The 15,134-nt window shown below is 72.4% G+C and carries 11 protein-coding genes and 1 rRNA gene; 9 read left to right on the forward strand and 3 right to left on the reverse strand.

Translation table 11 applies throughout. The annotated features are described in order from the left end of the window. The 5 genes from rrf to AC07BF_RS36480 form a co-directional block, all read left to right on the forward strand. Nucleotides 1-92: ribosomal RNA gene (rrf, locus tag AC07BF_RS36460) — 5S ribosomal RNA — on the forward strand; the annotation flags it as partial. Nucleotides 93-333: 241 nt separating this feature from the next. Further along, nucleotides 334-2,922 carry an ATP-binding protein gene (locus AC07BF_RS36465; RefSeq protein WP_478334512.1) on the forward strand — a complete coding sequence of 863 codons (2,589 nt, stop codon included), beginning with the start codon at nt 334-336 and terminating at the stop codon, nt 2,920-2,922. A gap of 109 nt (nt 2,923-3,031) precedes the next feature. Further along, entirely contained in the window at nt 3,032-3,712 is a 681-nt protein-coding gene (locus AC07BF_RS36470; RefSeq protein ID WP_033351413.1) for a response regulator, read from the forward strand. Nucleotides 3,713-3,779: 67 nt separating this feature from the next. Beyond that, nucleotides 3,780-4,187 carry an OB-fold nucleic acid binding domain-containing protein gene (locus tag AC07BF_RS36475; RefSeq protein ID WP_063347599.1) on the forward strand — a complete coding sequence of 136 codons (408 nt, stop codon included), beginning with the start codon at nt 3,780-3,782 and terminating at the stop codon, nt 4,185-4,187. A gap of 2 nt (nt 4,188-4,189) precedes the next feature. After that, nucleotides 4,190-5,005, forward strand: a complete 816-nt coding sequence (locus tag AC07BF_RS36480) for a DUF3159 domain-containing protein (RefSeq protein ID WP_363588361.1) — start codon at nt 4,190-4,192, stop codon at nt 5,003-5,005. A gap of 96 nt (nt 5,006-5,101) precedes the next feature. On the opposite strand, the gene AC07BF_RS36485 is transcribed toward AC07BF_RS36480, so the two are convergent. After that, entirely contained in the window at nt 5,102-5,773 is a 672-nt protein-coding gene (locus tag AC07BF_RS36485; RefSeq protein ID WP_063347598.1) for a potassium channel family protein, read from the reverse strand. Then, nucleotides 5,773-6,441: a potassium channel family protein gene (locus AC07BF_RS36490; protein WP_363369779.1), complete on the reverse strand. Its 669-nt coding sequence runs from the start codon at nt 6,439-6,441 to the stop codon at nt 5,773-5,775. Before AC07BF_RS36490 ends, AC07BF_RS36485 begins: the two co-directional genes overlap by 1 nt. Before the next feature lie 229 nt (nt 6,442-6,670). On the opposite strand from AC07BF_RS36490, the gene AC07BF_RS36495 reads away from it, so the two are divergent. Together AC07BF_RS36495 and AC07BF_RS36500 are read left to right on the forward strand one after the other, a co-directional pair. After that, the gene (locus tag AC07BF_RS36495) at nt 6,671-8,740 is read left to right on the forward strand and encodes an APC family permease (RefSeq protein ID WP_363588359.1); all 2,070 of its coding nucleotides are present in this window, start codon (nt 6,671-6,673) and stop codon (nt 8,738-8,740) included. 365 nt (nt 8,741-9,105) lie between these two features. Next, nucleotides 9,106-10,452: a class I SAM-dependent RNA methyltransferase gene (locus AC07BF_RS36500; protein ID WP_363588367.1), complete on the forward strand. Its 1,347-nt coding sequence runs from the start codon at nt 9,106-9,108 to the stop codon at nt 10,450-10,452. 106 nt (nt 10,453-10,558) lie between these two features. Here the strand turns inward: AC07BF_RS36500 and AC07BF_RS36505 are convergent, their stop codons facing one another. Then, nucleotides 10,559-10,756, reverse strand: a complete 198-nt coding sequence (locus tag AC07BF_RS36505; RefSeq protein WP_363588357.1) for a hypothetical protein — start codon at nt 10,754-10,756, stop codon at nt 10,559-10,561. 430 nt (nt 10,757-11,186) lie between these two features. Here AC07BF_RS36505 and AC07BF_RS36510 point away from each other — a divergent pair, with 430 nt between their 5' ends. Beyond that, nucleotides 11,187-12,146: a LysR family transcriptional regulator gene (locus AC07BF_RS36510; protein ID WP_363629161.1), complete on the forward strand. Its 960-nt coding sequence runs from the start codon at nt 11,187-11,189 to the stop codon at nt 12,144-12,146. A 211-nt stretch (nt 12,147-12,357) separates the two neighbouring features. Next, nucleotides 12,358-15,018 (forward strand): collagenase, encoded by a 2,661-nt coding sequence (locus AC07BF_RS36515; protein WP_478319526.1) that lies wholly within the window; start codon nt 12,358-12,360, stop codon nt 15,016-15,018. The last annotated feature ends 116 nt before the right edge of the window (nt 15,019-15,134 follow it).

Here is a 15,134-nt window from a genome sequence, read left to right on the forward strand (position 1 = left end):
CGCCCGGTTACATTCCGAACCCGGAAGCTAAGCCTTTCAGCGCCGATGGTACTGCAGGGGGGACCCTGTGGGAGAGTAGGACGCCGCCGAACAATTATTCCGAAAAGACCCCCTCCCGTCCGGGAGGGGGTCTTTTTGCATTTCCCGGAGACAGGGCAGAAGGCTTTCACGCCGGCCCGGCCGAGGGGGGCGGGCGCCGTCAATATGTCGCTAAAACCGCATGATCAGTCCACTGATCAGCGGAAAATCGCCGCTCACGCCGTAGTCTCGAAGGGAAGGGGAACAGGTGTCCGGGGGTGGCCCCGGGGCAGAGCCGGATCAAGAATGGTGCTCATGGGACGAGGCAGGCTGCGCATCTACCTTGGGGCGGCCCCCGGGGTCGGCAAGACGTACGCCATGCTCGCCGAGGCGCACCGGCGACAGCAGCGTGGCACGGACGTCGTGGTGGCGTTCGTGGAGGATCACGGCCGGCGGCTCACCGCGGAGCTCGTCGACGGGCTGGAGGTCGTGCCGCGCCGGCAGCTGGTGCACCGGGAGGCCACGTTCACCGAGATGGACGTGGACGCCGTCCTCGCCCGCCGCCCGCAGGTGGCGCTGGTGGACGAGCTGCCGCACACCAACATCCCCGGCTGCCGCAACGCCAAGCGCTGGCAGGACGTCGAGGAGCTGCTGGCGGCCGGGATCGACGTGATCTCCACCGTCAACATCCAGCACCTGGAGTCGCTCGGCGACGCCGTCGAGGGCATCACGGGGGTGCGCCAGCGCGAGACCGTGCCGGACGCGGTGGTGCGCCGGGCCGACCAGATCGAGCTGGTCGACATGTCGCCGCAGGCGCTGCGGCGGCGGCTGGCGCACGGCAACGTGTACGCGCCGGAGAAGATAGACGCGGCCCTGGCCAACTACTTCCGCCCGGGCAACCTGACCGCGCTGCGCGAGCTGGCGCTGTTGTGGACCGCCGACCGGGTCGACGAGTACCTGCAGAAGTACCGGGCCGAGCAGGGCATCGAGGGCACCTGGCAGGCCCGGGAGCGGATCGTGGTGGGCCTGACCGGCGGCCCCGAGGGGGCGACGCTGATCCGGCGGGCGGCCCGGATCGCGGCCCGTGTCTCGGGCGGCGAGCTCCTCGCCGTCCACATCTCCCGTTCGGACGGGCTCTCGGGCACCGGCTCCCCGCAGACGCTGATCGAGCAGCGGGCCCTGGTGGAGAGCCTCGGCGGCTCCTTCCACGCCGTCCTCGGCGACGACCCGGCCGCCGGGCTGCTGGACTTCGCCCGGGGCGTGAACGCGACCCAGATCGTGCTGGGCACCAGCCGACGGCCGGCCTGGCAGTACCTCTACGGGCCGGGCGTCGGCACCACGGTGACCCGGGAGGCCGGCGACATCGACATCCACATGGTCACCCACGAGCACGCCGGGCACGGGCGCGGGCGGGTGCCGGTGCGCCGGATCACCGACCTGGGCCGCCCCCGCACCATCGCGGGCTGGCTGATCGGGATGGCGGGTCCGCCGGTGCTGGCGCTGGTGCTGACCGCGATCGGTGGGCTGGGCCTGTCCACCGACATGCTGCTGTTCCTGTCGCTGACGGTGTGCGCGGCGCTGGTCGGCGGGCTGCTGCCGGCGATCGGGTCGGCGCTGGTCGCCTCGTCGGTGCTGAACTACTACTTCACGCCGCCGATCCACACCTTCACGATTAACGAGCCGCAGAACATCATGGCGGTGGCGATATTCACCGTGGTCGGCATCTCGGTCGCCTCCGTGGTCGACCTGGCGGCCCGGCGCACCCACCAGGCGGCCCGCAGCCAGACGGAGGCGCAGACGCTCAGCGCGCTGGCCGGTACCGTGCTGCGCGGCGCGCCGAACGGGGACGGGGTGCTGACCGCGCTGATGGAGCAGGTCCGGGAGACCTTCGGGCAGGAGAGCGCCGCGCTGCTGGAGCGTCCGGAGCCGCTCGGTGCCTGGGTGCCGGTCGCCACCGCCGGGCCGCGCCCGCCGGAGCGGCCGGAGGAGGCCGACGTGGACGTCCCGGTCGGCGACAGCCTGGCGCTGGTGCTGCGCGGCCGGGTGCTGCCGGGGGCGGACCGGCGCCTCCTCGGGGCGTTCGCCGCGCAGGCGGCCGTGGTGCTGGAGCGCCGGCGGCTGGCCCGGGAGGCCGCGGCGGCCCGCCGGGAGGCGGAGGGCAACCGGATCCGCACCGCCCTGCTGGCGGCGGTCTCGCACGACCTGCGCACCCCGCTGGCGGGGATCAAGGCGTCCGTCACCTCGTTGCGGGCGGCCGACGTCGAGTGGGCGCCGGAGGACGAGGCGGAGCTGCTGGCCGGCATCGAGGCCGGGGCCGACCGGCTCGACCACCTGATCAACAACCTGCTGGACATGAGCCGGTTGCAGACCGGTACCGTCACCCCGCTGATCCAGGAGACCGACCTGGACGAGGTGGTGCCGTTCGCCCTCGGCGGGGTGCCGCCGGAGTCGGTGCGCCTCGACGTCCCGGAGACGCTGCCGATGATCCGGGCCGACGGCGGTCTGCTGGAGCGTTCGCTGGCCAACCTGGTCGAGAACGCCGTCAAGTACAGCCCGGACGGCGTCAAGGTGCTGGTCAAGGCCGACGCGCTGCGTCAGCCGGGCGGTTCCGGGCGGGTCGAGCTGCGGATCGTGGACCGCGGCCCGGGCGTGCCCGAGGACGCCAAGGAGCGGATCTTCGCGCCGTTCCAGCGCTACGGGGACGCGCCGCGCGGCGCCGGGGTGGGGCTCGGGCTCGCGGTGGCGCGCGGCTTCGTCGAGGCGATGGACGGTACCGTCACCGCCGAGGACACCCCCGGCGGCGGCCTCACCATGGTCGTCAGCCTGCCCGCCGCCGAGCGGCCGCCGGAACCGGGGGAGGCGGCCGGTGACGGGCACGATCCGCTGTCGCGGCTGATCACGTGACAGCCGGTGGCCTGCCGCTCCGGCCTGTCGTTCCTCGCTTCCGCACGTCGTATGTTCAGCAAGTCCCACAGTCCGTAAGTCCGACAGCCCTGAAAGGCGGAGCCCGTAAATGACCCGGGTCCTCGTCGTGGACGACGAACCGCAGATCGTCCGCGCGCTGGTGATCAACCTCAAGGCCCGCAAGTACGAGGTCGACGCGGCCCATGACGGCGCGAGCGCCCTGGAACTGGCCGCCGCCCGCCATCCCGACGTCGTCGTCCTCGACCTGGGCCTGCCCGACATGGACGGCGTCGAGGTGATCCGCGGCCTGCGCGGCTGGACCAGGGTGCCGATCATCGTGCTGTCGGCCCGGCACGCCTCCGACGAGAAGGTCGAGGCCCTGGACGCCGGTGCCGACGACTACGTCACCAAGCCGTTCGGCATGGACGAGCTGCTCGCCCGGATGCGCGCCGCCGTACGCCGCGCCGAGCCGGTCGCGGGCGAGGACGACTCGCTGGTCGTCACCGAGAGCTTCACCGTCGACCTCGCCGCCAAGAAGGTCAACCGGGACGGCACCGACGTCCGCCTCACCCCGACCGAGTGGCACCTGCTGGAAGTGCTGGTCCGCAACGCCGGCCGACTGGTCAGCCAGACCCAGCTGCTCCAGGAGGTGTGGGGCCCCGCCTACCGCACCGAGACCAACTACCTGCGGGTCTACCTCGCCCAACTGCGCCGCAAGCTGGAGCGCGACCCCTCGCACCCGCGCCACTTCATCACCGAACCGGGCATGGGCTACCGCTTCGAGAGCTGACCCCCGGGGCGCCCCCGGTGGCCGTACGGCCTGCCGCCGGGGGCGCGGAAACCGGTACCCTTCCGGCATGAGTGGTGACAACAGCAGCGACCAGCCGCAGGGGCGATTCCGCCGCATGCTCAGCCGGCTGACCTCCTCGGCCGAGGAGCTGCAGGCCGAGGAGCTGCGCCAGGAGAGCGCGGCGGAGTCGGGTTGCACGCCGATCGCCGGCTGCGCGGACCGCGAGCTGGTCACCGTCGCGGGCACGCTGCGCACGGTGACGCTCCGCCCGCGGGCCGGGGTGCCGGCTCTGGAGGCCGAACTCTTCGACGGCACCGAGGCGCTGGACGTGGTCTGGCTCGGCCGCCGCTCGATCGCGGGCATAGAGCCGGGCCGCCGGCTCGTCGCCAGCGGCCGGATCAGCCACGCACGCGGGCGCCGCGTGCTGTTCAACCCCCGCTATGAGCTGCGTCCGGTCGGACACGGGAGCGAATGAGCGTGAGCAACCAGCCCGGCGGCGAGTCCGCCGCCCAGCTTGACCTGGCCGCGAACCACCACGCGCCGCCCGGCCCGCACGGACCCGGGGCCGCGGCCGACGCGGCCGTCCGCGAGGCCGTCGTCGCCAAGGAGGCCGCCGACAGCGCGGCCGAGGAGGCCGCCCGCAAGGCCGCCGCCTCCAAGGAAGCGGCCGACACCATTCTGCAGGCCTTCGGCGGCGTGCGCGGCATGATCGACATGACGCTGCCCGGCCTGGTCTTCATCGTCACCTTCAACATCACCCACCAGGTCAGCTCCGCCGCCTGGGCCGCGCTGGGCCTGTGCGCGGTGTTCGTGGTGACCAGGCTGGCCCGGCGGGAGACCGTCCAGCACGCCTTCAGCGGGGTGTTCGGCGTCGCCCTCGGCGCCTGGATCTCGATGAAGAGCGGTCGCGCCGAGGACTTCTACCTGCCCGGCCTGCTGTGGAACGTCGGCTACTGCATCGCCCTGGCGGTCTCCGCCCTGGTGCGCTGGCCGATGATCGGCGTGATGCTCGGCCCGGTCACCGGCGAGATGTTCACCTGGCGCAAGGAGAACCCGGGCCGGTTCGCCGCCTACACCAAGGCGACCTGGGCCTGGGTGGTGATCATGGGCCTCAAGCCGGTGATCCTCTTCCCGCTGTACTTCACCCACAACGTCAACCTGCTCGGCTGGCTCAAGGTCGCCCTCGGCATCCCGCCGATGCTGCTGGCGATGTACGTCACCTGGCAGATCCTGCTCAAGGCGCCGCCGCCGATCAAGGCGCAGTTCGACGACGACGAGGAGCCGGCCCGCTAGCCGGAGCCCCGGCCGGCCGGTCCGAACGCGACGGGCGAGGGCCCGCACCCACCAGGGGTGCGGGCCCTCGCCCGTGTCCGGTCCGCGCCTTCGGCCCTACTGGGCGCCGGAGGACGCCGACAGCAGGTCCTCCAGTTCCTCCTCGCGCTCCTGCGCGGCCACGAAGAGCAGCTCGTCGCCGCCCTCCAGGGTGTCGTCCTTGCCCGGCACCAGCACCCGGCCCTCGCGGATGATCGTCACCAGCGCGGTGTCCTGCGGCCAGGCCACGTCGCCCACCCGGGTGCCGACCAGCTCGGTGTCGGCGGCCAGGGTCAGCTCGACCAGGTTGGCGTTGCCCTGGCTGAAGCGCATCAGCCGGACCAGGTCGCCGACGCTGACCGCCTCCTCGACCAGGGCGGACATCAGACGCGGGGTGGACACGGCCACGTCCACGCCCCAGGACTCGTTGAAGAGCCACTCGTTCTTCGGGTTGTTCACCCTGGCGACCACCCGCGGCACCGCGTACTCGGTCTTGGCGAGCAGCGAGACGACCAGGTTCACCTTGTCGTCGCCGGTCGCAGCGATCACCACGTGGCAGCGCTGCAGGGCCGCCTCGTCCAGCGAGGTGATCTCGCAGGCGTCGGCCAGCAGCCACTCCGCCATGGGTACCCGCTCCACCGAGATGGAGTTGGGGTTCTTGTCTATCAGCAGGACCTCGTGCCCGTTCTCCAGCAGCTCGCCCGCGATCGAGCGACCCACGGCACCGGCCCCGGCAATGGCGACCCGCATCAGTGACCCTCCTCCTTCGGCCCCTGCGCGAACGCGGCCTCGACCGCCGTCAGGTCGCCCCGGCGCAGCATCACGTGCACCAGGTCGCCCTCCTGCACCACCATCTGGGGCGAGGGCAGCACGCCCTCGCCGAGCCGGGTGACGAACGCCACCCGGGCGCCGGAGGACTCCTCCAGCACGCTGATGCGGTGACCGACCCAGCCCGGGGCGTAGGCGACCTCGGCCAGCTGGACGCCGCCGCTCGGGTCCTGCCACAGCGGCTCGGCGCCGCTCGGCAGCAGCCGGCGCAGCATCTGGTCGGCGGTCCACCGGACCGTCGCCACGGTCGGGATGCCCAGGCGCTGGTAGACCTCGGCGCGGCGGGGGTCGTAGATCCGGGCCGCGACGTTCTCCACGCCGAAGTTCTCCCGGGCCACCCGCGCGGCGATGATGTTGGAGTTGTCGCCGCTGGAGACCGCGGCGAACGCGCCGGCCTCCTCGATGCCCGCCTCGCGCAGGGTGTCCTGGTCGAAGCCGACGCCGGTCACCCGGCGCCCGTTGAACCCGGCGCCCAGCCGACGGAACGCGGTCGGGTCCTGGTCGACCACGGCCACCGAGTGGCCCTGTTTCTCCAGGGCTCTGGCGAGGGCCGAGCCCACGCGGCCGCAGCCCATGATGACGATGTGCACCGGCGCTACCTCACCCGTCCCGTAGGGTTCTTGACCTGCGCAAACACCGTTCATCTCCCTTTCCCGCCCGGCTTCCCTGGGCGAGCGTTCTCGTGGGGCGCCGACTCACAACGTGAGTGTTGCCCGCCGACTCGTATCCGACACGCTAGCCGGTCCATAGAACGCAGTCGCGACGAAGGGGGGGACAAACGGCGGAGCCCGGCCCGGGAAGCCCCTACGATTCCTTAACGTGCCTATGCCGACTGACCTACCGAAACGCATCCTGATCGGGCGCGCCCTGCGCAGCGACAAATTGGGCGAAACACTTCTGCCCAAGCGGATCGCGCTGCCCGTCTTCGCCTCGGACGCGCTCTCCTCGGTCGCGTACGCCCCCGAGGAAATCCTGCTGACGCTCTCCGTGGCGGGTGCCTCGGCGATCCACTTCTCCTGGCAGATCGGCGTCGTCGTCGCGATCGTGATGCTCGCGGTGGTCGCCTCCTACCGGCAGAACGTGCACGCCTACCCGAGCGGCGGCGGCGACTACGAGGTCGCGACCGTCAACCACGGGCCCAAGTCGGGGCTCGTCGTCGCCAGCGCCCTGATGGTCGACTACGTGCTCACCGTGGCCGTCTCGACGACCTCGGGCGTCGCCAACGTCGTCTCCGCCGTCCCCGCGCTGCGCGGCCACGAACTGACCCTGTCGGTCATCGTCGTGGTGGTGCTGATGGGCATGAACCTGCGCGGCGTCCGCGAATCCGGCACCGCCTTCGCCGTCCCGACGTACGCCTTCATGATCGGCGTCATCGGCATGGTCGGCTACGGCTTCGTCCGGCACTTCCTGCTCGGCCAGGACATGCCCGCCGAGAGCTCCGGATTCCACCTCGCCGCCACCCCCGGCAACGAATCGCTGGCCGGGTTCGCCATGGTGTTCCTGCTGCTCAAGTCGTTCTCCTCCGGCTGCGCCGCGCTCACCGGCGTGGAGGCCATCTCCAACGGCGTGCCGGCCTTCCGCAAGCCCAAGAGCAAGAACGCCGCCACCACCCTGCTGATGATGGCCAGCATCGCCGTGGTGATGTTCATGGGCATCATCTGGCTGGCCCGCCTCACCGGCGTGCAGATGGCCGAGAACCCGGCCGAGCAGCTCGTCGGCTCCTCGCCCGGCTACCACCAGAAGACCGCGCTCGCCCAGATCAGCGAAGCCGTCTTCAACAACTTCACGCCCGGCTTCTACTTCGTCGCCGCCGTCACCGGCCTGATCCTGGTGCTCGCCGCGAACACCGCCTTCAACGGCTTCCCGGTGCTCGGCTCGATCCTCGCCCAGGACCGCTACCTGCCGCGCCAGCTGCACACCCGCGGCGACCGGCTGGCCTTCTCCAACGGCATCATCCTGCTGGCGATCGCCGCGATCCTGTTCGTCATCGCCTTCGACGCGGACCCCAACCGGCTGATCCAGCTCTACATCGTCGGCGTCTTCGTCTCCTTCAACATGAGCCAGTCCGGCATGATCCGGCACTGGACCCGGCTGCTGCGCACCGAGACCGACCCGGCCAAGCGCCGCCACATGCAGCGCAGCCGGGCGATCAACACCTTCGGCCTGGTGATGACCATGGCCGTGCTGATCGTCGTCCTGGTCACCAAGATCAGCCACGCCTGGATCGCGATCGCCGCGATGGTCGTGCTCTTCGTGATGATGAAGGGCATCCGCCGCCACTACGACCGGGTCTCCGAGGAGCTCATCGCCGCCGAGGAGCCGGACGACGTGGTGCTGCCCACCCGGGTGCACGCCATCGTGCTGGTCTCCAAGCTGCACAAGCCCGCGCTGCGCGCCCTCGCCTACGCCAGGCTCGCCCGCGCCCACACCCTGGAGGCCGTGACCGTCAACGTCGACCCGGCCGACACGGCGGCGCTGCGCCGGGAATGGGACGAGCGCGGCATCGAGGTGCCGCTCAAGGTGCTGGACTCGCCGTTCCGCGAGATCACCGGGCCCGTCCTCGACTACGTGAAGAACCTGCGCCGCAGCAGCCCGCGCGAGGTGGTGTCGGTCTACATCCCCGAGTACGTGGTCGGCCACTGGTACGAGCACCTGCTGCACAACCAGAGCGCGCTCCGGCTCAAGGGGCGGCTGCTGTTCAAGCCCGGGGTGATGGTCACCTCGGTGCCGTGGCAGCTGGAGTCCTCCGAGCGGCGCAAGCCGCAGAAGGCCTGGTCGGCGCCGGGCGCCGTCCGGCGTGGCGAGCCTCGGGCGCCGAAGGCCGTAAAGTCGAAGGTCCCCGTTATGCCAGACGCCACCGCTGACAGCAGCAAGGACTCCGCCCAGTGACCCGCAACACCCCGTCCCGCTCCTCCGGATCCTCGGGCAAGGGCGCCCGCAAGGGCGCCGCCAAGCCCGGCAAGGTCGCCCGGCCGCGCTGGGGCAAGCCCGTGCGCCCGGCCGCCACCGACCGCGACGGCTTCACCGCGCAGACCGCGCCGCTCGCGCCGGGCGAGCCTGCTCCCGCGCGTCCGGCGGAAGCCGACACGGGGAAGCCGAAGGCCGCCCGTACGCAGAAGACCGACAGTGCGCAGAAGGCCGAGCGCTCCAAGGACGGTGCGCCGAAGGGCGACCGTGCGCGGGGATCCCGCGCGCAGGCGTCCCGCACGCCGGGGGAGCGGCCGCGCAAGCAGGCGGTGCGGCCGCCGAAGGCGCTGCGCACCGCGCCGCGGGCCGCGCGGCCCGAGACGCCGTCCGGCGATCCGCTGGCCGGCCAGCGCTACGAGGTCGAGGTCGGCCCGGTCGCGCACGGCGGCGGGCACTGCGTGGCCCGGCACGAGGGCCGGGTGCTGTTCGTCCGGCACGCGCTGCCCGGCGAGAAGGTGGTCGCACTGGTCACCGAGGGCACCTCCACCTCCCGGTTCCTGCGGGCCGACGCGGTCGAGATCCTGGAGCCCGCCAAGGAGCGGATCGCGCCGCCGTGCCCGTTCTCCGGGCCCGGCAAGTGCGGCGGCTGCGACTGGCAGCACGTCACCCCGGGCGGGCAGCGCAAGCTCAAGGGGCAGGTGCTGACCGAGCAGCTGGCCAAGCTGGCCGGTCTCACCCCGGCCGAGGCGGGCTGGGACGGCAGCGTCGAGCCGGTCGGCGGCAAGCTGCCGGCCGGGCAGGTGCCGACCTGGCGCACCCGCGTGCAGTACGCCGTGGACCAGGAGACCGGGAAGGTCGGCCTGCGCAAGCACCGCTCGCACGAGGTGCAGCCGGTGGACCGCTGCCTGATCGCCGCCGAGGGCGTCACCGAACTCGGCATCGAGGCCCGCGACTGGCCGGGCATCGCCTCGGTCGAGGTGATCGCCGCGAGCGGATCCTCGGACCGCCAGGTGGTGCTCACCCCGCGCCCCGGCGCCCAGCTGCCGCTGGTCGAGCTGGACAAGCCGGTGTCGATCGCCCGGGTGGACGACCAGGGCGACATCCACCGCGTGCACGGTCGCAGCTTCGTGCGCGAGCGGGCGACCGGGCGGACCTGGCGGGTCAGCAACGGCGGCTTCTGGCAGATCCACCCCGAGGCGCCGGACACCCTGGTCGACGCCGTCCTGGACGGCCTGGACCCGCAGTGGGGCGAGAACGCGCTCGACCTGTACTGCGGCGTCGGCCTGTTCGCGGGCGCGCTGGCCGACCGGGTCGGCGAGGAGGGCGCGGTGCTCGGCATCGAGTCCTCCAAGCAGGCCGTGGCCGACGCCCGGCACAACCTGGCCGCGCTGGACAACGTGCGGATCGAGTGCGACCGCGTCGAGACGCTGCTGCCGCGCACCGGCATCACCGCCACCGACCTGATCGTCCTGGACCCGCCGCGCTCGGGCGCCGGGCGCGAGACCGTCGCGCACCTGGTCGGCCTGGAGGCGCGCCGGATCGCGTACGTCGCCTGCGACCCGGCGGCGCTCGCCCGGGACCTGGCGTTCTTCCGCGAGGGCGGCTACCGGCCGGTCTCGCTGCGGGCCTTCGACCTGTTCCCGATGACGCACCACTTCGAGTGCGTGGCGGTCCTGGAGCCGATCGGGAAGTGACCCGGCGGCCCTCCGGGGGCTCCGGGTAGTTCGGCGGAGGAGACGGCAGAGGAGGCGGCACCCGTTCACGCGGGTGCCGCCTCCTCGCCGTTCCGGTGCGGGACGGTCAGGGCCGGTTGTGCTCCTCTTCGTCGGCGCTGTGCGGAAGGTCGATCCCGTGCTGGGCGGCGAGCCGGAGCAGTCCGGCGATCCGGCCCTCGTACGCCTGGACGCCGTCGGCGTCCCCTTCGGCCCGGGCCGCTGCGAGGTCCCGGCGGGCCTGGGTGAGCTGCTCGCGCAGCTCCTGGTCGAACATGGCTGTCATTGCCGGCCTCCAGACCGGTCGGTGCCGCTCCGCGGAACGCTCAGGAGAGTTCAGAGTCCCGGAAGGTGAAGAACTCTTCAAGTCTCGCTCGCCCCGGCGGGGCGGCGTCGGGCGGGGTGGCCGCGGAGGGCCACGGGGGGCTTCGGAGGGGCTTCGCGGGGGCCGGCGTCGGGCGGGGTGGCGGGTGCCGGGCCGGGCGGTCGCCGGGGTGGGGGTCAGGGAGTGGTCAGGGGGACGCAATGCGCCGGTAAAGGCCGCTGCCGGCGCCGCCGTTCGGCTCCCGGAGGGGGCTTGACGAGGTGATTCGCGCGGGGCGAAGGTGAGCGGCCGACATGTCATGTGTGCTGTTGCACAGCCACCGCCGGGGCCGCACCCTCCAGCCCGGAGCGGTCGGCCGGGAGGGTGCGGCCCTTGCGTGAGGGGGAGGGTCATGGAGCTGGAACTGCGGCACCTTCGCGTGCTGTGCGCCATCGCCGACACGGGGAGCGTCGGCAGGGCCGCCGTCCTGCTCGGCGCCTCGCAGCCCGCGACCAGTACGCAACTGCGCCGGATCGAACGCCACCTGGGCGCGCCACTGTTCGAGCGCACGGCCGTGGGCGTCGCGCCGACCTGCTTCGGTGTCGAGGTGGTGGCCGCCGCGCGCGACCTCCTCACCCGCGCCGACTGCCTCGGCCGCCGCCCGGCGGCCCCCGGCGAGCCGGCCCGCCAGGAGCTGCGCCTGGCCGCGACCATCTCGCCGATCCTGCCGGGACTGGTCACCAGGGCCCGGCACCAGCGGCCCGACCAGCGCTTCACGGTGACCTCCGTCTACCGCTCGTCGGACATCGTCGACCTGCTGGAGCAGGGTGACGCGGAGGCCGCCGTGGCCGTCGACTACCCGGGTCGGGAACTGCGCCACTCGCCGGCCGTCGCGCACCGCGGCATCGTCACCGAGCCCGCCTTCGTCGCACTCCCGGCGGGCCACCGGCTCCGGCACCGCACCGAGATCGCCCTGGTGGACCTGGCCGAGGAGGACTGGTTCCTCACCCCCGACGACGGGGCCGGCTGGCACGGCGTGTTCTACGGCGCCTGCGCCGCGGCGGGCTTCACCCCGGCGACCGTCCACGAGTTCCTCGGCGGGCGGCTGGAGCTGCAGGAGATGATCTCCGCCGGGCTCGGGATCTCCGTCGTCCAGGCGACCACCAGGCCGCTGGCCGAAGTGCTGGTCAAGCCGCTCGCCGGGACGCCGATCTGGGTCCGCCACCTGCTGGCCTGGCGGGCCGCCGGGGTGAGCGGCGAGGTGGTGGAGACGCTGTTCGGCGCGGCGGCCGCGGCCTACCGGGACCTGATCGCCAGTTCGCCGACCTTCCAGGCGTGGGCGGCGCGGACGTACCGGCCGGTCCGGCCGTAGGGAGGCCGGGTCCGGAGGTGGGGAGGCCGGGTCCGGCCGCGGGGCCGGGGCGGGCGGCCGGTCCCGGTGGGGCGGTGTTATGCCCGCCACAGTCGATGTCATATGACCTGTGACATTGTTCTGACGGGTCGCCCGATGGCAGGATCACGTCGACTTCCCCCAAGCCTCGGCAGTCGTCCAGTCACCTCCCCCACAGGAGAAGGACCCCGCAGTGCGCCTTCGCATACCCCTCCCCACGCTCATGGCCGGCGTCGTCGCCGGCTGTGCCACCGCCGCCACCCTGCTGCCCGTCCCCGCGCTCGCCGCGTCCGGGCCGGCCGCCCAGCCGCCGACCGGCGCCAGGTCGTCCGCCGCCGCCCCGGCGACGGCCGACGCCGCGTCGGCCGTCCCGAAGCCGCTGGGGGCCTTCCTCGCGGCCGATCCCTCCGAGGCCGCCGCCCCCGCCGCCAAGCCGCTGCCGCCGGCGCTGCTGGGCCAGGTCGTGATGGGCCAGCCGGCCGGCACCGTCGTGCAGACCGCGCCCCGCCCGGCCCAGCCGCACGCGCCCGCGGCCAAGCCGGGCAACTCCGCGGCCCAGCCGGGCAGTTCGGCCCGTGCCGTCGCCGGTGCGGCCGGTGCCGCCGCTGGTACGGCCGGTGCCGCCGCGCCGAGCTGCACCCCCGCCGACTTCGGCGGGCGCAGCGGCGCCGACCTGGTCTCCTTCCTCGAAGGCTCGACCACGGACTGCGTGAACACGCTGTTCAACGTCACCGGCACCGACGCGGGCAGGATCTTCAAGGAATCCCAGATGCTCACCGTCGCCAACGCCTACCAGGGCCTGGCGGCGAACTACACCGGGGACAACTCCACCGGCATCCTGCAGCTCGTGCTCTTCCTGCGGGCCGGGTACTACGTCCAGTCCAACAACGCGGACGCGGTCGGCCCCTACGACGCGGCGCTCACCACTGCCTCCAAGGCCGGGCTCGACGCCTTCTTCGCCGGCCGGCACTGGACCGACGTCACCGACAACAACGGCACCGTGCTCAACGAGGTGCTGGTCCTGACCGACAGCGCCAACGTGCAGGGCAGCTACCTGGGCGTCTACAAGCAGGTGCTGACCAGCTACAACAACTCGTACAACGCCTTCCCGAAGATGCTCAAGGCGGTCAACGCCGTGCTGTCCGCGCCGCTGTGGCGGGGCAACTGGAACAGCGACTTCGTCAGCGCGGTCGGCGCCGACCCGAGCATCGGCACCGTCCTGGGCGACTTCGCGCTCAACCACAAGGACCTGCTCGGCACCGCCAACGCCTACCTCGACGTCAACGCGGGCAACGACCTCGGCCGGATGGCCGGCGACGGCCCCGTCGTCGAGGCCGCGGTCAAGGGGAAGGTCAAGGCGGTGCTCGACGGCGCCCAGATCACCGGCGTCACCGGCCCGTTGTACGTCCACACCGCCTACCAGGCCAACGCCTTCGACCCCGGCCAGTGCTCGTACTACGGCACCTGCGACCTGCCGGCGAAGCTGACCGCGGCGGTGCTGCCGAACCAGCTGGTCTGCGACAACCGCACCATCCAGACCGAGTCGCTGTCGCCCGCCGACCTGGCCGCCGTCTGCACCAGCCTGCGCGGCGAGGACACCTTCTTCCACAACCTGGTGAAGGACAACGGCCCGGTCAACCCGTACGACAAGAACATGACCCTCGCGGTCTTCGCCAACCAGGCCGACTACCTGAACTACTCCTGGGCGATCTTCGGGAACTCCACCGACAACGGCGGCCAGACCGTCATGGACCCGACCGACCCGAACAACCGCGCCGTGTGCGTGATGTACCAGAAGTCGTGGAACGACGGCTTCACCGCCAACGTGTGGAACCTCAACCACGAGTACACGCACTACCTCGACGGCATCTACGACATGAAGGGCAACTTCTCCACCGAGATCTCCGTGCCCGACATCTGGTGGATCGAGGGCGTCGCCGAGTACGAGTCCTACGCCTACCGCGGCACCACCGACACCCAGGCGATGGCCGAGGCCGCCAAGCACACCTACAAGCTCAGCACCGTCTTCCAGAACACGTACGGCAACTCGGACTCGGTGCGCACCTACCCGTGGGGCTACCTCGCCGTCCGGTACATGTTCGAGAAGCACCCGGCCGACGTCTACGCCATGCTCGGCCACTTCCGCACCGGTGACTACCAGGGCGGCTACGCGGTCTACAACGGCATCGGCACCGGCTACGACGCCGACTTCGACGCCTGGCTCGACGGCTGCGCCGGCGGCGCCTGCTACGCGGCCGGCCCGACCGCGCTGTTCGCCCAGGCCGTCAACGGCGCCACCGTCACGCTGACCGACAAGTCCGTCCAGACCGGCCCCGGCCAGATCACCGCCTGGCACTGGACCTTCGGCGACGGGACCTCCTCCGACCAGCGGAACCCGAGCCACGGCTACGCCGCCGCGGGCACGTACACCGTCGCCCTGACCGTCACCGACGCCACCGGCAGGACCGCCAGCACCCCGGCCTCGGTCACCGTCACCACCGGCACCGGCGGCGGCACCACCCTGCCGACCTGCGCCGACCCGCGCACCGACGCGCTCGGCCAGAACTGCTCCCGGTCCAACCTCACCGCCACCGCCGGCAACCTCGACTACCTGTACGTCTACCTGCCGGCCGGCGTCAGCACCCTGAAGATCAGCACCTCCGGCGGCACCGGCACCGCGTACCTGTACTACAACGCGGACACCTGGGCCTCGCCGAACGCCTTCACCGCCTCCTCCACCAACGCCGGCAGCACGCAGAGCATCACCGTCACCAACCCGACGGCCGGCTACCGCTACATCAGCCTCTACGCCAACACCGACTTCAGCGGGGTGACGGTCAGCACCCAGTTCTGATCCGGTCCCGCGTCCGCTCCCGGGCGGGGGGGGGGGGGGGGGGGGGGGGGGGGGGGGGGGGGGGGGGGGGGGGGGGGGGGGGGGGGGGGGGGGGGGGGGGGGGGGTGGGGGGGGGG

It is taken from the genome of Kitasatospora sp. NPDC043950, from assembly GCF_056435345.1.

Excerpts from the sequence above, each read along its gene's own strand:
- AC07BF_RS36465 (WP_478334512.1), top strand. The coding sequence starts at position 334 with ATGGGACGAGGCAGGCTGCGCATCTACCTTGGGGCGGCCCCCGGGGTC.
- AC07BF_RS36470 (WP_033351413.1), top strand. The coding sequence starts at position 3,032 with ATGACCCGGGTCCTCGTCGTGGACGACGAACCGCAGATCGTCCGCGCG.
- AC07BF_RS36475 (WP_063347599.1), top strand. The coding sequence starts at position 3,780 with ATGAGTGGTGACAACAGCAGCGACCAGCCGCAGGGGCGATTCCGCCGC.
- AC07BF_RS36485 (WP_063347598.1), bottom strand. The coding sequence starts at position 5,773 with ATGCGGGTCGCCATTGCCGGGGCCGGTGCCGTGGGTCGCTCGATCGCG.
- AC07BF_RS36505 (WP_363588357.1), bottom strand. The coding sequence starts at position 10,756 with ATGACAGCCATGTTCGACCAGGAGCTGCGCGAGCAGCTCACCCAGGCC.
- AC07BF_RS36510 (WP_363629161.1), top strand. The coding sequence starts at position 11,187 with ATGGAGCTGGAACTGCGGCACCTTCGCGTGCTGTGCGCCATCGCCGAC.